At 43.8% G+C, this 21,409-nt stretch carries 15 protein-coding genes and 1 pseudogene; 1 reads left to right on the top strand and 15 read right to left on the bottom strand.

Annotated elements, in window-relative coordinates; genetic code table 11:
* Window position 1: 1 nt before the first annotated feature.
* The 3 genes from EV213_RS17410 to EV213_RS17400 are packed head-to-tail and all read right to left on the bottom strand — an operon-like array spanning window position 2 to window position 5,515.
* Entirely contained in the window at window positions 2-3,226 is a 3,225-nt protein-coding gene (locus EV213_RS17410) for an efflux RND transporter permease subunit (protein WP_279512776.1), read from the bottom strand.
* A gap of 1 nt (window position 3,227) precedes the next feature.
* Complete coding sequence (locus tag EV213_RS17405; protein WP_133581842.1) at window positions 3,228-4,628, bottom strand: efflux RND transporter periplasmic adaptor subunit; 1,401 nt, start codon at window positions 4,626-4,628, stop codon at window positions 3,228-3,230.
* The gene (locus EV213_RS17400) at window positions 4,628-5,515 is read right to left on the bottom strand and encodes a TetR/AcrR family transcriptional regulator (protein WP_166639389.1); all 888 of its coding nucleotides are present in this window, start codon (window positions 5,513-5,515) and stop codon (window positions 4,628-4,630) included. Before EV213_RS17400 ends, EV213_RS17405 begins: the two co-directional genes overlap by 1 nt.
* Before the next feature lie 167 nt (window positions 5,516-5,682).
* On the opposite strand from EV213_RS17400, the gene EV213_RS17395 reads away from it, so the two are divergent.
* A complete protein-coding gene (locus tag EV213_RS17395) occupies window positions 5,683-7,131 on the top strand; it encodes a hypothetical protein (RefSeq protein ID WP_133581840.1) in 1,449 nt (482 codons plus the stop codon).
* Window positions 7,132-7,274: 143 nt separating this feature from the next.
* Here EV213_RS17395 and EV213_RS17390 read toward each other — a convergent pair whose 3' ends face one another.
* From EV213_RS17390 to EV213_RS17340, 12 genes and pseudogenes are all read right to left on the bottom strand, one after another.
* Entirely contained in the window at window positions 7,275-7,553 is a 279-nt protein-coding gene (locus EV213_RS17390) for a hypothetical protein (protein WP_133581839.1), read from the bottom strand.
* Window positions 7,554-7,573: 20 nt separating this feature from the next.
* A complete protein-coding gene (locus EV213_RS17385) occupies window positions 7,574-8,227 on the bottom strand; it encodes a response regulator transcription factor (RefSeq protein WP_341770357.1) in 654 nt (217 codons plus the stop codon).
* 396 nt (window positions 8,228-8,623) lie between these two features.
* Window positions 8,624-10,996, bottom strand: a complete 2,373-nt coding sequence (locus EV213_RS17380) for a sensor histidine kinase (protein WP_166639388.1) — start codon at window positions 10,994-10,996, stop codon at window positions 8,624-8,626.
* Window positions 10,997-11,376: 380 nt separating this feature from the next.
* Window positions 11,377-11,535 (bottom strand): competence pheromone ComX, encoded by a 159-nt coding sequence (comX, locus tag EV213_RS17375; protein WP_133581836.1) that lies wholly within the window; start codon window positions 11,533-11,535, stop codon window positions 11,377-11,379.
* Between the two features lie 27 nt (window positions 11,536-11,562).
* Window positions 11,563-12,468, bottom strand: coding sequence for a polyprenyl synthetase family protein (locus EV213_RS17370; RefSeq protein ID WP_133581835.1), 906 nt, complete (start codon window positions 12,466-12,468; stop codon window positions 11,563-11,565).
* Window positions 12,469-12,827: 359 nt separating this feature from the next.
* Window positions 12,828-13,709, bottom strand: a complete 882-nt coding sequence (galU, locus tag EV213_RS17365; protein ID WP_133581834.1) for a UTP--glucose-1-phosphate uridylyltransferase GalU — start codon at window positions 13,707-13,709, stop codon at window positions 12,828-12,830.
* Window positions 13,710-13,861: 152 nt separating this feature from the next.
* Window positions 13,862-14,023: a hypothetical protein gene (locus EV213_RS20855; RefSeq protein ID WP_166639387.1), complete on the bottom strand. Its 162-nt coding sequence runs from the start codon at window positions 14,021-14,023 to the stop codon at window positions 13,862-13,864.
* Window positions 14,024-14,462: 439 nt separating this feature from the next.
* Window positions 14,463-15,413, bottom strand: a complete 951-nt coding sequence (gene manA, locus EV213_RS17360; RefSeq protein WP_208112780.1) for a mannose-6-phosphate isomerase, class I — start codon at window positions 15,411-15,413, stop codon at window positions 14,463-14,465.
* 881 nt (window positions 15,414-16,294) lie between these two features.
* The gene (locus EV213_RS17355; protein WP_133581833.1) at window positions 16,295-17,266 is read right to left on the bottom strand and encodes a sugar phosphate isomerase/epimerase family protein; all 972 of its coding nucleotides are present in this window, start codon (window positions 17,264-17,266) and stop codon (window positions 16,295-16,297) included.
* A gap of 12 nt (window positions 17,267-17,278) precedes the next feature.
* Window positions 17,279-18,010, bottom strand: coding sequence for a sugar phosphate isomerase/epimerase family protein (locus EV213_RS17350; protein ID WP_243740246.1), 732 nt, complete (start codon window positions 18,008-18,010; stop codon window positions 17,279-17,281).
* Window positions 18,011-18,247: 237 nt separating this feature from the next.
* Entirely contained in the window at window positions 18,248-20,587 is a 2,340-nt protein-coding gene (locus EV213_RS17345) for a methyl-accepting chemotaxis protein (RefSeq protein ID WP_133581832.1), read from the bottom strand.
* Window positions 20,588-20,745: 158 nt separating this feature from the next.
* Window positions 20,746-21,063, bottom strand: a pseudogene (locus tag EV213_RS17340) (single-stranded DNA-binding protein); the annotation flags it as partial.
* Window positions 21,064-21,409 lie beyond the last annotated feature (346 nt).

Genomic DNA, 21,409 nt, shown 5'->3' with positions numbered 1-21,409 from the left:
ATTATGCGTTCACGCCTGGGTCCTCACCTGTTTTCTTTTTTCTACGACGGAATGGATTCCGCGGACGCCATTGTCCTTTGAAGAATTTTCTTAGGAATCCGGCGAAATCATCCAGGTATGTGTACATGACCGGTACGAGCAACAGCGTAAAGAACGTCGAGAACGTCAAACCGAAAATGATGACGATCGCTAACGGTGCTTGTGCTTCGCTTCCTTCCCCGATACCAAGGGCCATTGGGATCATCCCTAAGATTGTCGCAATGGTGGTCATCAGAATCGGTCTCAGTCGTGTTTTCCCTGATTGTATTAACGCATCATACCGCTCGTATTCTCGCGAACGGAGAATGTTCACGTAATCAACGAGAATAATGGCGTTACTCACGACAATCCCTGCGAGCATAATAAAGCCGATAAAGGCTGTTACGCTTAAAGATGTGTTTGTCACAAACAAACCTACGAGCACTCCAATAATCGATGTAGGCATTGAAAACATGATGATGAACGGATGCAAGAACGACTCAAATTGAATGGCCATGACCGCATACACGAGGAAGATGGAAAAGACGAGCGCAAAGGCAAGACTAGTAAATGATTCTGCCATATCCGTCGACTGCCCACCCATTTGATAGCTGTATCCATCTGGGAAGCTCATTTGCTCAAGAGCCATCGTAATTTGCTGTGTTGCGCCAGAAAGGTCGTTTCCTTCAATTGCTGCGCTCACATTGATCTGACGTTCTTGATCCTGGCGTGTAATTGAGATTGGTCCTTGCACCTGTTCTAATTCAGCAACGGCTGAGAGTGGAATAACACTGCCACTCTGCGTCTGGATCGTTGTGTTCTGCAAATCTTCAATGCTTGTGCGATCTTGTTCAGGAAGAATGACTTTAACGTCAATTTCGTCCCCTGCTTCACGATAAAACGTTGCCGTCTGCCCATTAAACGCGAGCTGAACTTGGCTTGAGATGTCCTGGTAGGTGAGTCCATAGGTGGCTGCCACTTTTCGGTCAACGTTAATTTGCATTTCAGGGCGAGAGGCACTTGCAGAGCTCTCAATACTGTGAAGCCCCTCAATGTCTTCAAGCACCCATGTGACTTGCTCAGATAAGTCTTTGAGCGTATCATACTCCTCACCTTTCACCTGAATCTGGATAGGCGCACCGGTTCCAAGCCCTGCACTAACAGCTGACACATCAATCTCTGCCCCGATGATATCTGCCGTTTTCTCCTGTAAAACGGCCATCAGCTGATCTGTCGTCATCTCGCGCTCAGCAGCAGGGATGAGCTGTATCGTATAACTGGCAGTGTTTGCAGAGGAAGATCCTACACCAAACATCCCCGACCCACCAATGGCAAGGTAATTGGACGCAACAATGTCCTTGTACGGCAGAATCGCTTCATTTATTTGATTCGTCACAGCCTCAGTTTCTTCAAGCAGTGATCCATCCGGTGTCGTTACAGAAATGCTTAGCTGTCCTTGGTCGGAAGACGGGATGAATTCACCACCGATAAAGGGAATGAGCGCAAAGCTACCGATGAACATCAGGAATACAACGAGCAATGTCGTTTTTCGGAATTTCAGCGAGCGTTTTAACATCCGCTCGTAGCGAGCAATCATCCAATTCATAATGCGATCAAACCAGAAGACTTTTTTCGGTTTCGCTTCTCCTGCTGGCGTGATGTCTTGCTCTTCTTCTACCGTTGGCTCTGATGTCGCAGAACGTTTTTTAAACCAACGACGCTTTTTCTTCTTCGTCTCGTTTGAAATCAGTTTCGCAGCTAACATCGGCACAAGTGTCAGAGCGACTATCGCAGCTGCAAAGTTTGAAAATGATACCGTCAAGGCTAGCGGCGCAAACAAATCGGCTGCAATCCCTGTTACAAAAATAATTGGAAGAAACACGACAAGCGAGGTCGTCGTCGTTGCGACAACGGCAGAACCAAGTTCACCACCGCCTTCTATGGCGGATTTTTCAATCGAATTCCCACGCTGCTTATAGGAAAATATGTTCTCAAGGACAACAATCGAGCTGTCGACCATCATCCCAATTCCTAAAGCCAGACCGCCAAGCGTAAGAATATTTAATGTTGCACCCGTAAAATACATGAGGGCAAACGTCGAGACAATGGCGATTGGAATCGACAAGCCGATAACGAGTGTTGCACGAACACTTTTCAAAAACAAAAGCAGAACGCCCATCGCCAGCAAGCCACCAATGATAATATTATTGATTACAGAGTCGATAGCATCGCGAATGAAGGTCGAGGAATCAACCACCATATTCAGCGTGACCCCTTCTGGCAACTCTGCCTGCAAGTCTTCAATTGTCTCGTACATCGCATCAGCGACATCGACCGTGTTGGCGTCCGATTGTTTTAAAATCGACAAGACAAGTGCAGGCTCTCCATTTACCTTTGTAATCGCCGATGAGTCTTGATATGTATCAACAAGCGTCGCAATTTGCTCTATTGTGACATTGCCTCCTTCAGGCAGAGGCACAAGTGTGTTGGAGATATCATCCAGGGATTCAAATTCCCCTTCAATTCGGATCTGCAGCTCTTTTCCTCCACGTTCTAGAACACCACCAGAGGCCGAGGCGTTTTCGCTGCCAAGCACTTGCACAACCATAGATGGCGTTAACCCATAGCGATTGAGCTGCGCTTTATTCAATTCAAGATGAATTTCGCGTATGATCCCACCGTCAATACTGGCAGAGCCAACGCCTTTTGTCCGTTCAAATGCAGGCTGAACGACATCCTCCGCGACAAGCTGCATGCTTTCCAGATCACCACCCAACACGCCGATGTTCATAATAGGAATTTGCTGAGGGTCAAAGCGTAATACAGAAGGCTCTTGTGCCCCATCGGGAAGACTTCCTTTTATCGTATCAACGCTTTCACGGACACTGATCAACGCATTATCCAAGTTCGTTCCCGATTGGAAGTTCAAGATAATGAGTGAAGACGATGACTGTGACGTTGATTGCACCGAATCAATGCCTTCAATCGTACTCAGCTGCCCTTCCAATGGGGAGGAAACTAAGTTTTCAACCTCCTGCGGTGCGGCTCCAGGATAGCTCGTCGCCACAACAGCAATCGGCAATTCAATATCTGGGTACAGGTTTACAGGAAGACTTCGTAAAGAGATGATCCCTAAGGCGATAATGCCCATGACAATCATGATGACACCAACAGGTCGTTTTACGGATTGTGCGACAAGATTTTTCAAGCTATTCGCCCTCCTCCATAATGCGAATCAGCGATCCATCCGTCAGCGTATTTTGACCTTGAATAATAACGGTGGCTCCTCCTACTACGTCTCCTTTGATCGCCGACTGATCACTCTGGACTTCAAGCAGCTCAACTTCTTTCTGTACCGCCTTGTCGTCTTCAACAACAAAGATATACGCAGCGTCGCCCTCTTCAACCACCGCTTCAGTAGGCACTAAAATGGCATCATCAATGACATTCGAAGTCAAGACAATCTCACCGACCATCCCAGGTTTGATCGTTTGTTGGTCGTTTGGTACCGTTGCTTCGACTGTAAACAAGCCATTTTCAGCTGCTGTTGCTGCGATATAGGAAACCGTTCCCGTAAAGCTTTGGTCCAATGCCCTTATCGTCACTTCAACATCTTGATTCTTTTCAAACAATGAAAGCTGTGCACCAGTAACAGAAGATCTAGCGGTGACTGACGTCAAGTTAACTATTGTAACAAACGGATTTGATGCAGACACCATCTCTCCGGCCTTGCCATTAACTGCCGCCACTTCACCGGTGATTGGCGCATAAATCACGGGATCTTCAAGCATGCTTTTTGATTGCTTTAACTGTGTTTGTGCTTGTTGCACGCCAATTCGTGCCTGTTCCGCAGCATTGGCCGCATTTTTCACATCTTCTTTTGCATTAGCAATACCAATTTGCGCCGCATTCTTTTGCGCTTCAAGCAAATCTACATTTTCTGTATTCTCAGCACCTTCTGCTGCAATTTGTGCTTGGTCAAGGGCAATTTTAGCTTGCTTTTCGGCATCAATGACTTGCTGGTATTCCTGATAAGAAACGGCCCCTTCACGATACAGGTTGGCGTACGTTTCGATATCCTCTTGAGCAGATTTCCACTGCGTACGGGCTTGATCGACACTCAGGTCGTTGTTGCTCATGCTATCAAGACGCGTATTCTTCCCTTGTTGAATGCTTATCTCAGCTTGCACGAGTTGATTTTTTGCTGCATCGATACCATTTTGAGAGGCTTGTGCTGCGAGTTGTGCCGCATCATATTGAGTTTGTGCCTGTTGCAGAGCAATCTGGTTAAGCTCTACCTGCTGCTGCAAGCTCTTGTCGTCCACTTTTCCTAAGACGGCCCCTTTTTGAACAACATCCCCTTTTTGCACATTGACGGAGACGAGCTGTCCCTGTACTTTAGGCATCACGTTCACTTCGGTGTTTGGAAACATATTAGCAACAATTTCTTTCGTTGTCGCCATATTCCCTTGTTCGATTGTCGCGACTTTGACAGGTGTTCTTTTTTCTTCTTGCACACCCGTCGCCCCCTCTGTGGATGTACAGCCGGTAATAAACAGGAGCGTTGCAGCCAAAACAAGCAATAGGCGATTATGAATCGTTCGTTTCATTATGTCTTCCTCTCTTTCGATTGTTGTGTCAATTCATCAAAGGCGTGTAAGATTTTTTCTTTATAAGGAAATAGCTGTTCAATATCATTCAAGATGGACAACATGCCTTGAAGAACGACACGCTGAGGAACTGTCTTTTGCAATTCATGTTGAATCACATTAATGGCGACCTTCACATCCTGACATTGATCCTCTGTTAACGTACACTCCCCTAATTCCTCTTCTAATTCACGGAGCGCGTTAATGGCAGGACTACGTTTCTGCTTTTGAAATAAATCATGATGGAACAAAACGTTCTCATTTTGTTGAATAAGTCCCTTCACGATGTCCTCGATTCGCCGAAGTAAATATTGCGCTAAAGTCAACGAATCGATGTTCACACTTTCAAGCAGGTAATCTTTCATGTACGATAGAATAAGCCCCTCCAGCATCATTCCTAAATCATAGGCGTATGGATGAGCGTCTTCAGGAAACAATGCTTTAATAGATGCGACCTGTGATTCCATGAGATCTATCCTTGTTTCTTCCAATAATTGAAAGAGCCCAGGTTGGACATCGTGTAACCGCACACAATCACTGGCATGAAAGAAGATGAATTGGTTGTTTTCTCTGACTTTATCGAAAATGACCGCCAATTGCGCTTCAAATTGTTCTCGCTCCGAAAGCCCAGTGTCCTGTACAATTTCTGCTAGCGATTGCTTCACCGCATCTATGTAATCGTTGAACAAGGCGAGATTCAAAGCTTTTTTGGAGGAAAAGTGTAAATAGAGACCACCTTTAGAAACACCGCTTTTCATGGCAATGTCCTGCATCGACGTGGCATGGTAGCCTTTTTGACCAAAAAGCTCAATGGCTGCATCAATAATTTGTCTTTTTTTATCGTTCAAGTTATCCCTCCCTCTATGTAAATGAACGGTCAGTCAGTTCCTTATTTGGTTAAAAATCCTTACTTTTTAAATCAATTCCTATTATCCCACTGACCACCTGGTCATTTCAATGGTTTTTTACAATTTTTTTTTGCGTAACTATGTCAAAATTGTGTCGGAGGACGACAATGATCTATAACGAAGTGCCTAAAACACATATTCAGCATGCCGTATCTACGTGGTTGGCATCCACTCATGTCTCCATTGAACGTGACGCTAAGCAGGTCAAAAAAGGCTTGACGCTTTTCAGGCAAGGCAGTGTTTACAATGCGCGCTTTGAAAATGGCGTTTTGTTCGGTGCCGTTCAAGATGTACGTAAGTTAGAGACCCGTATCGACCTTGATCATCCGGAGCATCATGAATGCACCTGTGGATTGCCATATTGTGGACACGTGTTGGCACTCATGCTCTACGTGTTGTCCCATTTCGAAAGCCCTGGAGAGCGACTGGCACGATGGGAGAAAGAGGATCGTTCTTTAAGCCCTGAGGTAAAGCGGAAGGGCCCTACCGTCACCATGGATGACATTGACAGCATACAGTTTGATGAATGGAAGCAACAGTTATCACATCTCGCCCTGCCTTCAGACCATTCTCTTCTAAGAGCGTACACCCTTTTGCTCGAATCATATGATGGGCCTTGGGCACTGCGCCGATTGTTTGCCTTGGCTGCAGGTCTCGAAGTCATTTCAGAAGGGGAACAGACAGAGAGAACGCAGGAAACAGGACAGCTTATGGCAGAGTTAAAGGAACTTTCCTCCGCCTGTCTCGATCTTCAGATACCGCCATCTGGACGTGAGCCATTTGCGAAGCTTGTGTATGCTTTGTTTTCTCCATATCAATGGCTGACAAAAGTATCGCCTGAATTATTTTCAGTGTTTGTCTCCTTGGATCAATGGCTTTATAAATTTGCACAACAAACGGCGTATTCATTGCTTGAGGTAAAAGCAACAGACCGGCTTTCTGATCATTTTATTACCACAGATGCCCGAATTGAGGGCATGCTCGTGAATATGACAATGCTCCGAAAGACCGAGCGCTGGGACGAGGCTTATGAATGGCAAAAAGCAACGAATGCTATGATTACGGAGCAATGGGATAGCTGGGAAGATGGAAAGCTTCGTGGGGTTCGCCTGCGAGCATTGTTTCAAGAACAAAAACACTATGCGGTCCATACAAAAACGATGCCCGCCTTTGAAAGCGAGCTCGTCCAATGGCTGCCCCATAGTTTGCGTATGTTGTCATCCCTGTTGATTGAACGAGAACATGACCAGCGAGTCATAGAGCTTTGGGCATTTTACGAAACGGATGTCATGCAGCTTCCCGAGGAGCTTCGTCACACTCTCCAAAAACGCTCACCAGCGTTGCTCGTGCCGTTGTATCATCAGCAGGTGGCTCGTCTTGTTGCCAAAAAAAATAAAGCAGCCTATAAAAAAACGGCAACCGTGTTAACACAATTAAAGGAGCTTTATGAGACGACAGGCGATGAAGAGACCTGGGTCCATTATTTTAAGGGGTTCCAGGATCGAAATGAACGACTAAGAGCGCTGCTTCGCGAGATAGAACATTTAAAGGCATAGTGTATTCGTGGATTCATTCAGTTGAGACATTAAATGTGCACTCGATTGTCCATGAATGTTTCCATAACACAAAAAACACGACTTTCACCCCCCAAAGTGTAAGTCGTGTTTTTCACTTATAATGTAAACGCTTTCTTTATTATTTAGTGTTGATGTTCATATAGCTCTTCATGACTTTCGCGACGGACGAGTTCTATCGTCAGATCATTAATCGCAAGAAACACTTCACGTTTGTCTTCTTCTGCATGCTCATCCTGAAAGATTTGTATTAAATGACGAATTTCTGCTATAAGCTGGTGTGTGTCTAAGTCATACCGTTCCATTTGCACAAGCATCATCCCTTTTTTTGTATGATTTTCAACTGTGCTTTTATCTGATAATTTCATCATACATGAAACAATATGACTTGACACCGTAAACATGATTGCGGTTTTCCGCAAACTTATGAAAGTGTTCGTAAAAGTCCTAGCTCTTTTGCTTTCAACATGGCCTCAGTTCGTGAGCGGACGGAAAGCTTTTGAAATGCTTTTGTTAAATGATGCTCCACGGTTCGCTGGCTCATATGTAATTCCAAAGCGATTTCACGATTTGTAAACCCCCTGTGCACTTGTTCCAAAATGGATTGTTCCTTCTCGTTGATATGCAAGTCCTCCACTTCGGCGTCTTGCGCATTGAGTTGCCCGAGGTTCACTTTACGTAATTGACGAAATAAGCTTAATGGAATGACGGTTTCTTCATCCAGCGCACAATAAATCGCCCGCAACAGCTGTGACTTGGATGCTGTCTTGCTTAAAAAGCCTGATGCTCCAGCCTCAACGACCATATTAAAATGATCACTAATGTCAAACCCCGTATAAATTAATATAACGGCGTCAGGCAACACTCGACGGATTTGTTTTGTTAATTCGAGACCGTTCATATCAGGCATGTAGAGATCGAAAAGAAATAGATCGTAGGATTCCTGCTTTGTTTGAATGGCTTCAATTACTTTTCGTCCGTCCACCATGACGTCGACATCAAACTCTTCTTCCTGCTGCAACATGGCCTTTGTTCCCTCACCTACAGCTGGATGATCATCTACAATTAATATTCGCATCAGTTCGTATTCCTTTCTCCTTTAAAATGATTTGAGTGAGAATGCACTCATTCATGTCGTGTCGTGTGACCTCTAACAACAATTTTTATGAAAATTTAATTGGGATGAGTTCTTGTTAAATTGGCGAATAGAGGCTTGAACCGTGTAATTGCCGCTTTTCGCGCAGTCTGACCCCGTTTCCGCGCGGGTCGGGACGTTTTTCGCGCACTTTTGACCTTTTTCCGCGCAGGGCAAGGCTGGATTCGCGCACTTACCGCTTTTTCGCGCAGTCTGACCCCGTTTCCGCGCGGGTCGGGACGTTTTTCGCGCACTTTTGACCTTTTTCCGCGCAGGGCAAGGCTGGATTCGCGCACTTACCGCTTTTCCGCGCCGTATTCACCTCGCAACCTCATTCACTTATATATCAACAACGTCTTGTTCATGCCGAATGCGATGTGATAAATATGGGAGCACAATTTCAACCTGAAGTCCTTCCCCCGGCGTCGATGTAAAGGTCGTTTCTCCCCCTAAAGAATGCACACGCTCTTGAATACTGTAAATCCCCATATGCTTGTAGTAATTTTTCATTGAATTAACCTCCATGCCGATCCCGTCGTCATTGTACCGAATCAGAATGGTTTGTGATGGGGAAATATCAACATCCAATTGAACGACGGTCGCATTGGAATGCTTCATTGCATTGTTTAGGAGCTCTTGGATCATGCGGAAAATTGTGATTGCCGCTTCATCATCCAAATCTGTTGGTCGGTCATCCAAATGATATTCAATACGGAAGTTCGCTGAGAGCTGCACGCGTTGGATTAAATGCTCAAGGGCCTGTCCGATTCCGATTTCCGCTAAAAATGGAGGCCGCAGCTCATTGCAGGTCTCACGAATAAGATGAACCGAATCTAGCACATGCTCCTTGAGTGTGTTCATTTCCTTTTTTATGACGCTATCATCCAACTGACTTTTTGATTCTTTATAAAGCTCGTTTCGAAGCGTATCAAGTTTACGGTATAAAAAGAGCTGTTCCTGCAGAATCGTGTCATGCAGGTCCTTCGCAAGCCGACTCCGCTCTCGTTCAGAAATCGTAAACAACATTTTGGACAACCAAGACGGATGAATGCGATCCGTATCAATCATTTGATCCAGCTGCCCAATTAGATTTTCTATTAAATAGAGGTTTTCAAGTAAAATGCTCGTGTAATAACATAAAGTACGCATCCAATCCTTTTCATCCGGTGTAAAGCCTGTTCGATCCGTTTTCGGACTGATCCACAATAATGTATACATATTTTTCTTCATGCCAATCACAAGCGCATACCCATCTACACACGGCAGTACATCACCTGGTGAGTGAGCCACATTCTTCCAAAGTTTCCCGGATGCCGCAAGCATGGGCTTCAAATGAGGCTTTTCCTCACATGAAATAAAACTCTCTCGATCCATCACAAACACAGCGGTTTCCCGAACATGTAGGACATCTTCAAATTCATATTGAAGCAGTAAAGTGAGATCCTTCACCTTCTTAACCTGCTTTACCTTTTGCGAGAAACGATACAAACTGCTTTGATAGTTGTATTTCTCAGAAAACGATTTCAATTGCAGGCGATAGTCCAGAAAATCTTTTAAAAAGAGGAACAGTGTAATCGTTCCGTAAAAAATAACAAACAGTAGGGATTTCGAGCGAAGATCTAGGTCGCTTTCAAAAAAGAGAAAGATAGAGTTCCCTAGGACTGCTGGTAGAATGGCAATCAAGCTATAGTATTTTAATCGATGAAACACATAGTCAACATCGATTAACCGTTCTGACACCATCAAATAGAAAAAAGAGGCCGGCAGAAACAACAGAAAAGCGACTGTTAATTCAGCTGGGACGATCGGTTCACCTAGCAAAAGCAAGGGCACTAAAAAAAGCAGCAGGAAAGGCGCAAACCCGAGACAATATCCCATTAACAACGTTTTTAAGATCGTATGAAAGGCCGTGTGTTTCATTTGCAAATAGTTTTTCAGAAGGAAAATACCTATAAGAACGGTAAAAATCAAAAAGATTGCAAGCTGTATTCGTGCCGTATATTCGCTTAAGAAGGTATAATAATAGCTTGCAATTTCCATGCCTGTTGCGGCGATAATGGCACCATAGAGCATAGACAACATGCCAGAGCTCAGCCATTTCATTGGAAAGGAACGAAAATACACCCGACAAAACTGCAAATAAAGCAACGGCGTCATCATCAATGCTGTTCCGTTAACAATCCGGCTTAAAAAATCTCCCCGTGAGGAGGCAGGTGCCGCTTGGTAAGCAATGGCCATCACAAGCAAGAACAGGACGAGTATTTCTGTTGCACGCAAATGGTGCTTTCTCCGGTACATATATAAGCTCAACCCGAAACAGCAAAGAAAAAAGCTTAATGGCAAAAGAATATGATAGATGATTTGATAGGTGACCTGAGCTCTGTACGGCGTATAAAAATGAGACTCGCCATCTGGAGTAAGCAGAGTCATTTGTGAGACCTTCTCAATCTTACTTAGCTTCGTGAGGGGCAAATGTTCGTCAGCTGGCCGTCCATTGATCCTCAAAATCTCAGAGCCTACTTCAACATTATGCATATCTCCCCAATGCCCTTCATTCACTTCAGCAACGAAAAAACGGTTGTCCTCTGTTTGGACTGCATTCATCCCGATCATAGGATATTGTAAGGTGATTGATAAAAAATAAACCTCAATGATAGCTGCTCCAATGAAAAGCAACCAATAGAACGAATTGCGCTGCATTCCTCTATCCATGACATTGCTCCGTTTCTTTTGCCAGACATCTAGCTCATTTAGAAAAGCCATTGCATGACATGAATGAATCCCCCTGTCGTAAAGCTCGAATCCAACAAAAGTTCATTCGTTCAATTCCCTGTTATTCTTCTTAGGCATGATCTGCCCAAGTATCTATTTAGGGGTCAATGCCACAATGAGATCTTGACCAAATCTCAGTCTTGACTCTTTTTTAGAGCCAATCTGTTTGTGGCTAAAATCAATCACTTAATGTGTTTCACTGAGGTTGATCTAAGGAAATATAATTATCTTAAAACATTGAATTGCTTATATTATACTAACACCTACTAAAATGCGAAAGACAAAAGGCAACCACTTACAAGCGGCTGCCTTCGTTTTGTTTATTTCCAAAAATCAGCCTTCCGAACTCCTTCTTCTGTGAAGGCTTGGATCACTGCTGCTTTTTCCTCTTCAGTAATCCCTATTAAACTCACTGTGCCTCTTTTCACTTGTTCCAACACCTCAGGTTTTTCCATTAAATAATGAACCATTGTTTGCATATTGCTTCCTCCTTAGAATATGAATTTTTAGGATGCTCCACGATAATAGACATACTTGCTCAAGCTCTCCATCGCTTCTTCAGATAAATGCAACGGTCGATACACTTCAATAGCACGGCTCTGTTCTAAGTGAAGGACTGCCTTGGCATACGTTAATGCACCCGATGACTTCATTGCTTCAACAAAAGAGTCCATGTCCATGTCCATGTCTATGTCTTCTTCATAAAATTGTCGTAAGACGTCTGGAACAAATGGGCTTCCTTGCTGAATGTAGAAAAACGGTAGCGTTCGTTTTCTTAAGGCTGCATCATTTTTATTTTTCCAATTTAAGAGGTCATTCATATCGTTTGTCATTTGGGCTGCAACACCAAGGTGGGTGCCAAATTGCTTTGCACGCTCATGGTGCTCCTCCGTGGCAAGCGCAGTACCTACAACACAAGCCAATGCTGCAAGCGATCCAGATTTTTGACGAACCATCTCCACATAGGCTGATTCATCCTCAGCATTGTTGAGTAAATCCGCATGCTGACCATTCACTGCTTCAAGCACTAGCTTTTGGAAGAACGAGCGTGCACGTGCTTTTCGTTCCTCCGGGAAATCACATTCTTCTAGAAGCTGCACACTACAGACGAGAAACCCCGTCGCTAGGTTCATAGCCAAGCTTTCTTCGATATTGCACCAAGGAGGTTCATCATTATCCATGTCCTCAAGGTCATCAAAGATATCCAAGGCGAGAATCATGAACTCGACAGCAACGGCCGCTCGACAAATCTCATCGGATTGCCCACCAAACATTTGATAATGCAACGTGGTCAATCGTCCAAACGGCGACTCCTCCTGAAGCTTATAGAGGATCGCATCATTTGCCGCCTGTCTCAATGAAAACTGAGAAAAAAAGCGATTGACGGCTTCTCGCATGAGCTTTTCTGACATTCATTCACCTCCTTTTGAGCCATTTTGAGCGAAACCGCTTCTATACGTGAGATTTCGTCAGCAAAGACGAAAATCCTTCTTACTAATCTGAATTTTCTTTCGACTAAAATCATCATACTAATTTCTTTTTTTGTCATATGTTGTCGTTTTTCTAGATCTTTTATCGCAATACAAAAGACCTCGTCAAAACAGGCTGTCAAATGAGAGGGAGATGTGACGGGAATTACTGTTAGGAATTCGTCGATTTTACAGTTTCGTGAGAGGTGAAAAGAGTATAGGAGAGTGGGTAATGAGGTCTGATGAACATATAAATTAGCCTAAAAAAAACGAACCCGCTAAGGTTCGTTTTGCTATCTGCCTTATTTTGCTTCATAGTCTCGAATGACGTCACGTAAATAAGACGAGAGTTCGTCATTCATGTCCTCTCGATTCATTGCCCAATGAATCGTTGCTTTGACAAATCCGAGTTTATCCCCGACGTCGAACCGAAGTCCATCAAATTCATAGGCATAAATGCGTGAATGATTGTTCAAGGTTTGCAGCGCGTCTGTCAGTTGGATTTCTCCTGCACGCCCAGGAGGTTGCTTGGCAAGAACATCAAAAATGCTTGGCTCCAATAGATAACGACCCATGATGGCATAGTTAGAAGGCGCATGCTCAAACGCAGGCTTTTCAATCATACCTTTCACTTCATGGAGGCCAGGGGCAAGGGTTTCTCCTGGATCAATAATGCCATATTTATTGACCGCTTCGCTTGGAACCTGCTGAATCCCAACCACATTACCTCCATAGGTATTGTGAACCTCCATCAGTTGCTTCAAACAAGGAACTTCGTGTTGAACGATGTCGTCCCCTAGAAGCACGGCGAACGGTTCGTCACCAATAAAGGAGCGCGCGCAATAAATGGCATGCCCTAAGCCTTGAGGCTCTTTTTGCCGTATGTAATGAATATTGGCCATTTGCGAAATGGTGCGTATTTCCTCAAGTCGCTTCCATTCCCCTCGTTTTTCCAGCGTTTCCTCAAGCTCATAGGATTTATCAAAATGATCCTCAATCGCTCGTTTCCCTCGTCCGGTGACAATCATGATGTCTTCAATCCCTGCAGCTACTGCCTCTTCAACAATAAATTGAATCGTTGGCTTGTCCACAATTGGAAGCATCTCTTTAGGTTGTGCTTTCGTTGCCGGAAGAAAGCGAGTACCTAAACCAGCCGCTGGAATTATGGCTTTTTTTATATTCATTGAATCATTCCTTCCATCTATTTCAACCCACAGTATACCATATCCTTGCAAAAGATTTTGTGTACATCAAAAACTCAGAGCAACGGGAGGAGCCGTGCTCTGAGTGCTGTTTTGAGGCTTCTGTTTGAGGCTTTTGTGCTTAGAGGTTTAATTTAAATAGTAGGTTTCATGTGCTCAGTGTTTTTAGCAACTTGCTCCATAAGGCCCTGAATTTTCTTCGATGAGATGGCCAACTGTTTTGTTTGGTGAATGGAGACTTTCAAAAGCTCCAATTCCTTTTCAATTTGAGACAAACGGACATCAGACATCCTCATTTTTTCCCTCCTTTCATTGAATGTCTATACTATACCGTGACTAAAGTCCTTTGGAAAATTATAAAAAATGACTTTTCTTCACAATTCTTTTAAGGAATTTCTTGCAAATGGCGATGCAGTATAGTCGCTGCTGTTTCATTACGGCGAAAAAATCAAAATTGATTGGATTTAAATTATGAAAAGCTCCGCTTTAACCCGAATCGATGTTGCATTTGTTGCAAACACGACCGCTTCGTCAAAATACTTCGCTTTCCACGGGGCATGGCTATGGCAGCTTGTATAAAATCAATTCAACCCTAAATTTTTACCCAGTTATGTCTAAGTGTGTCTGCCAAATTGCAAGGTGTGAAAGTTGAGCTAAAAAGTACCAAAAAACAGCCCTTTGCACTTAGCGCAAAAGGCGTGGAGACGTTTCCCTCGTATAGTCATACAGTCTGTCTTAGATGTGAGAGACAATACATTCTGCCATACCGTTTATCTTATATTCTTTAATGCCTGTTGGAAGGACGAAATGATCGGCTTTGTTAAAGGACCATGTGCCTTCGTTTGTAGTGATACTTCCCTTTCCTTCAAGCACACTGACGAGAAGAAATGGCGCTTCCATGGCAAAGGTTGTCTCCGATGTGACTTCCCAGCGATAGACTGTAAAGAATTGTGGGTCCTTCACGAGAGTTGTCACTTTTGTTCCTTGATGCTCACTCGTTGTTGGTGTCGTTTCTGCATCTTGATGCGGCACTGTTGTTACTTCAACAGCTTGGCGCAAATGCAGCTCTCTCGCATGGCCTTGATCATCCTTGCGATCATAATCATATACTCTATAAGTAGTATCTGAGCTTTGTTGCGTCTCGAGTACAAGTGTTCCTTCACAGAGCGCATGAATCGTCCCACTTGGCACGTAGAAAAAATCGCCTTTTTGAACTGGCACTCGACGTAAAAGGTCGTCCCAGCGGCCATCTTTAATCATGTCCTTTAACTCTTCTTCTGAAGAAGCGTGGTGTCCGTAGATCATCTCAGCGCCTTCTTTTGCATCGATGATGTACCAACATTCTGTTTTTCCTAACTCACCCTCGTGCTCTAAAGCGTATGTATCATCAGGATGGACCTGAACAGACAAATCAGTGTTGGCATCGAGAATTTTCGTTAATAATGGAAAATGAGGAATGTCCAAGCCGCCAAATACATCACGCTGCTCATTCCACAGCTCTCGAAGCGTTTTTCCTTGATATGGTCCATTCACAACTTCACTTTCACCGTTTGGATGTGCTGAAATTGCCCAGCATTCCCCAGTCTTATCCGATGGGATATCATAGCCAAATTCGTCACGCAGCTGTGTGCCTCCCCAAATACGGTCTTGAAAAACCGGTTTCAAAAATAAAGGTGTCATTGTCATTTGTTCCAGCTCCTATGTATGTTCTCCATGTAGTATAGCATATTGATTTATGATGGTTTTCAAAGAAAAATGCGATTCATCTCTGCATTTTTGTGTTTACGTATCGCTTAATTCAAATTCAATCTTTACCGCGGTGCAAAGGACGCCTAGCGGACATACTTCAATTTATGAACGACCTTGTTCACTCACAAACGATGATTGCGAAAACATGACAATTATGACGCGTTCGAAAGAGGGTTTTCTGGATTGATTCATAGAAACCACTTATACAGGTTCACTTGAGTTTCCTGAACGACTTTCTCATCCGACAGATCGTAAATTTTTGCAAATACAGCAGAGAAAATAGCAGTTCCGGTTCGTAGACAGGCCTGCCTTAATACGTGCAAAATATGTTTTTTCTAAATCACAAACAGTTCTGAAATCCACCACTGCATCAATCCTGTGAAGCAGATGATCTTCAGGAACCAGATGATATAGCTCTGCATGGAATGAGGCTCTTATTTTCCTTGTTTGCTTAGATAAGGCTCAACTTATTTTTACCATTATACGAGACCGCGAAAACAATTCACGCGAAAACAAAACAGTAGCGTAGTCAAAATACGTAGACTCCAGCGGCAAAGAAAACACGACGAAGTATTATTGAGTCGATGTTGCACTTGTACCCTTTAGGGTGGAACAGCGCGAGCTGAAGATCCCGGAGGAAAGCAAGACTCCGAGGAAGCTGAAGCCGTGCCCGTGGAAAGCGAAGTGTTTTGACGAAGCGCGGTCAATGCCAAACTAGCAAAAGCAAAACACCGAACAGATTCAATTGAATTGTTCGGAGTTTTGTAAGGATAAATTAGTTGCAGTACTCTCTTACAAGGAGCGACGATTTCAAATACTTATGCCCACCAAGCTTCGGCTGGCTTTTCGGTAAATAAAAGTGGCTTCAGAAAATTGACAGCGCTTTGCAAGCCCTCGTCGGTGGAGGCCATCATGTCTTCATGTTCAATGGACATAACGTAATCGTAATTCACCATTTGCAAAGCAGAAATCATGTCGCGCCAAAGCTTCTCATTCTGGCCATATCCGCATGTACGGAACGTCCATGAACGGTCAAGTACTTTTCCATAATGCTTCGTATCAAGTACGCCATTGATGCTTTTGTTCGCTTCATCCACGTACACATCTTTCGCATGGAAATGGAAGATCGCATTCTCTTTCCCGAGTGCCTTGATCGCTTCTACTGGATCTATACCTTGCCAGACTAAATGGCTTGGGTCAAAGTTTGCGCCAATGATATCCCCAACAGCGGCACGTAGACGAAGAAGTGTTTCAGGGTTGTACACGACAAAGCCTGGGTGCATTTCAAAAGCAATCTTTGTGACGCCGTGAGCATTTGCAAACGCCGCTTCTTCCTTCCAATAAGGAATGACTTTCTCATTCCATTGCCATTCAAGCACGTCAGCATATTCTGGCGGCCATGAGCACGTGACCCAATTTGGATTTTGCGAAGTGTCCGAATCTCCTGGACACCCTGAAAAGCCATTGACAACATCGAGACCGAGCTTCTCAGCGAGAAGAACAGTTTGTCTCCAGCTATCATGTGAAGCTTTGGCAAATTCGGCGTTCGGATGTAGTGGGTTGCCGTGGAAGCTTAATCCACTTAACAAGAGCCCCCGAGATGAGATGGCATCCTTAAAAGCTGCAAGCTTCGCCTCGTCCTCTAACAACGCTTCCAATGGCGCATGGGCTTGACCAGGGTAAGCGCCTGTCCCAATTTCAACAGCCTCAATGCCCATCCCTTTCACTTTGTCCAGCATGTCCTCAAAAGCCAAATCCTGATACAGTACAGTAAATACACCTAGTTTCATATGTGACAGCTCCTATAGAATGGATTTCAAATGACGAATGCTTTGTGCGACAGAGTCGATGGCAGGTCCTTTACACACATCCTGCTCGACGATCCACCATTCAACATTGCTATTCTTTTCTTCAGCAAGGACCTCTTGAAGGTTTGTATCTCCAGCGCCTAGCTCTGCAAATGAACCGTCTTCAGCCATATCCTTCAAATGCACAAGCGGTGTACGACCTGCATACTTTTGTAGCCATTCTGCAGGGGATTTCCCTGCTTTTCGCAGCCAATAAATATCAAACTCAGCAAACATTTCATCCGCAGATAGCTCTTGAAGCATATACGTCATGCCATCACTGTCTTTGTATGGTTCAAGCTCAAAGGCATGATGATGATACCCAAACTGGAGGCCTTCCTTCTTGCATTCTTCTGCTACTTTTTTAAACAAAGGAATGAGTGCTTCATAATTGTCGCGTTCATCTTCTTGTAAGAAAGGACACACAATATATTTGGCGCCAATGGCTTTCTGGAATGCAATGGCATCCTCCAAGTTATCACGTAGCTGATCTATAGGAACATGGGCTGAAATCGCTGTCAAATTCAAGCGTTCAAGTTCATGGTTAAGTGCTGCCGCTGTCATGCCATAATAGCCAGCAAACTCTACCCCTTGAAACCCTAGTTCTGCCACCTTTTCAAGTGTGCCTACGAAGTCTTTTGCACTTTCTTCTCTGAGTGTAAACATCTGTACACCGATTTTTGCCACGTTGCTTCCTCCTCTAAATGTAATCCATTACATTTCAATGGCTACTTGTATCATAACAAAAGCAAGCGTTACTGAAAAGACGAATTTTTCAGTGCTGCTTGCTTTTAGAAAGTGATCTTGCAACAAACTAAACTACCTCAAATGACGTTCAATCCATTCTATAGATGGAGGGACATTGTGAGACCATTAACAGTCTGCCTCACAGAGTCCCTCCATTAAACATACGCTTGACGAAACTTATTCTTTTTTCTGCGTATCTTCTGCTTCCTCGTCTTGCTCTTCATCTTCAACAGACACCGCAGCTTCTGAACGGCTTATCGTTTCATCATCCTCCGCGTGTTCTTCCGTCTTTCCTTGTAAATCTATGTCATCATGAGTTTCCGTCTCGTCTTCATCTTTAACAACGAAATCAGTTGCTTCAATAATAAACGAGGAAATTTGGTTTTGTAGTTCAATGATTTGTTTATCCATCCCGCCAATTTGCATAGTCAGGTCACTGACAGAAGCCATCTGCTCTTCTGCTGAGGCGGATACTTCTTCACAAGTCGCCGCTGTTTCCTCAGACACATTAGCATTTAATTCCATCACTTCAACAATTTGTTCGCGTTGCGCAAGCATTTCACCAGCACCGTTGTCCAGCTGTTCAAGTTCCGTTTTTATGCGTGCTACACCACTTAAAATATTCGTGAACGCATCTGCATTTGATTCGATTAATTCCCCTTGCGACTCAAAGAGTTCACGGACACCGTGCATTTGTCCGGCAACATGGTTCATATCATTGCGTGTCAAGTGAATCATATCTGCGATCTCCTTTGACGCACTTTGAACTTGTTCAGCAAGCATGCGGATTTCGGATGCGACCACAGCAAAGCCTCGTCCTGCTTCTCCAACGCGTGCAGCTTCAATGGACGCATTGAGAGCAAGAAGGTTTGTCCGATTCGCAATATCCGTAATCGTTTCAACAATCGTATTGATCTGTTGCGATTCACTCTCAAGCTTTTCGATTTCGGCCGCCATTTCTTGAAGTCTGCCCATACTTTCAGTAGACGTCTCAGTTAAATAAGTAACCTTTTGTTGTCCTTCATTCCCCATTTTTTCCGTTTCATTTGTAGCCATGCGGACCGTGTAAATTGATTTGACGACATCCTTGATTTTTTCAGATAAGGTATCTGTAATCTCCGCCCCAGCATTAATTGATTCAGACTGATTGCTCGCTCCAACAGCAATTTGTTCGACCGCTTGAGAGATCTCGTTCGAAGCTTGATTGACCGACGCAGAGTTTGCTGTTAAATAGTCACCAGACTCTTTCAAACTTCCGGTGGCCACTTTAACGCTTGTTACGATTGTAGAAAGCTGGGACACCATGTTATTAAAGCTATCAGAGAGTACTTTCACTTCGCCTTTTGCTTTAACATCGGATCGTACAGTGAGGTCCCCACCTTCTACTTTTTTCATTGCTTCCGCTAATTTATTCAGTGGTCGTGTAATTCGAATTGCCATGATACCAGAAACGATTAAAGCGATGACAACTAATACAACACCAATGATGATCATGAAGGTTTGTACTTGTGACAATCCACTAAGTAATTGCGATTTTTCAACTGCGCTGATTATCGTTAGGCCAGTATCCCCTATTTTGTCTGCGACAACTAAATAATCATTTCCACTAACATTGATTGTCGTGGATGTTGTACCAGTTTCACTTCCAATGTTCTGGAAGGTGCTCTTTAATTCTTCAGCCACTGGGGCACTTGGATTGAGAAAATTCGCCTGATTGCTGTCCAAAACAAGGAAGACTGTGCCTGTGCTTTCATTTACAACACCATGAGATTTTTCTTCTTCTTTCCCCACATCCGTTGCTTCTTCCTCGCCATCTTCACCGCTTGTAGCAGCAGTTGACGCTTCGTCGCTTCCAGCCGTTGCGTTCCAGCTGTTAATGGCAGCAGCTACACTTTCGGCATCTTGACCGATGGCAGTCAAAAATGCTTCACGATCAACCGAAATGCGAATAACGCCGAGAGGGTCGCCGCCGCTCATGCTATTCAAAAGCCGAACATAGCTGATACGATTCCCTTCTTCAATAATATCAGGAGCTGCCCCTACCCATGAGCCTATGCCAGCAAGTTCCTCTGCTTTTTGATACCATGGCTTCGTTGAAATTGTTTCTAATTCTTCAGCGCTTAGCAAAGAGCTTTGACCACCGCTTGAGATTAACGTCCCATTTGGCTTTATAATGGCGATATTTGAAATAAGATCGTTGCTGTGTGTTAAAGAAAATAAAAACTCTTCCGTATCCTGTCTGAACTGTAAGGTTTCGTAGGATACATCACTCATATCAAAACCACTTAAGCCATCCTGCATCTCACTATTCAACAAAATTTGTGTAGAGATCTCTGACATTCGCGAATCAACGGTCTCTGTATTGTTTCCCTTCAATTCCATTTCATTTTCCAAAAATACTTGCGTATTGTCTGTCACTAAACTGGACGTTTGCGTCATTGTAACAACGCCTAAAATTGCCAATGGCACTGTAATAATAATAACCATTAATGTTAGAAGTTTTCCTCTAATCCCCATTTTCTTGCCCCTCTCTATTTATATCTGTCGTGAACACTATCGCTAAACTATTCATCGACAGAATGAATCAACTTCTTAATAGGGAAGGGCAGAAAATTTAACAAAGGGGTCGTTTAGCTCACTACTTTTTTGACTTCTTCATTTTTTTTACGGTAATTCTTCGGCTCAAGAAATTGCACACTGTTTGCGATAATCTCAAGCTGAAACACCTTTTTCCCCTCCTCATTTTCATAGCTATCGTTTTGCAGGCGTCCAGTGACAGCAACAAGGGAGCCTTTCGTGCAAAATTCTGCCGTTGTTTCTGCGAGCGTTCTCCAGGCAGTACACGACATGAAATCGGCATCATACTCTCCCTTGTTGTTTTTGAATGGTCGATTGACTGCGAGTGTAAAGTTTGCAACGGCGACGCCATCTGAAGAGGTGTAACGTAGTTCGGGAGATCGTGTCATGCGACCAATGAGGAGAATTTGATTCATCGTACATCAATCCTTTCGAGGAAATATAGTGAGGCTTAACTACCATACCAAAACGTCAAGACATAACTCCACATGCAGAAAGACCAATTTCCCACATTTAAAATCATTTTGTTTCAAAACGAAGAGCCATTTAGCAAGCTTTACATGTAGCTCCCCTTCAAATAATCCGAAATTTAAATAAATAATAGACCTATGAAGTTCAGTGGCTAAAACCAGATCCTAAAGGTGCATTATGAAATCGTCTCACTTGATGCGGTTTTTTTCTCGAAAATTAAAAAAACTATTCTCTAGTAAAACGAGAATAGTTTGCCTGTAGGACGATCCGCGAACCGTACCGACCTAAGAG

The organism is Aureibacillus halotolerans (genome assembly GCF_004363045.1).
In the GTDB taxonomy this organism is placed as follows: Bacteria; Bacillota; Bacilli; order Bacillales; family DSM-28697; genus Aureibacillus; species Aureibacillus halotolerans.
The sequence above is the reverse complement of the archived record's forward strand: the minus strand, read 5'-3'. Positions and strand labels throughout refer to the sequence as shown.